Below are 263 nucleotides of genomic sequence, written 5' to 3' on the forward strand. Positions count from 1 at the left end.
TAGAAATTAATGATCAGAAATTAGTTCATTATCTAGATCAATTGCGTGCGCATTTTTCAGAATTTCTAGTAGAACCTAATCACCGTCAATATCATGTCACGCTGTTTATATGTGGATTCTTGACCCATGAAAATAAAGTTCATGATGATGACTTTTGTTTTAGTGGCTTTGTGCAGCAAGGGGAAATTTTAAGAAAAGAAGATATTGCACCATTTCAATTAAAAATTGGATCAGTTGATAGTTTTAGTAGTGCTTTATTTGTA

1 protein-coding gene is annotated in these 263 nt (G+C 31.6%); it reads left to right on the forward strand.

Annotated elements, in window-relative coordinates:
• Positions 1–263: hypothetical protein (locus ABD296_RS50105; RefSeq protein WP_344285767.1), on the forward strand; the 263-nt coding region annotated here is incomplete at both ends.

It is taken from the genome of Actinomadura napierensis, assembly GCF_039529375.1.
GTDB classification, from domain to species: Bacteria; Actinomycetota; Actinomycetes; order Streptosporangiales; family Streptosporangiaceae; genus Spirillospora; species Spirillospora napierensis.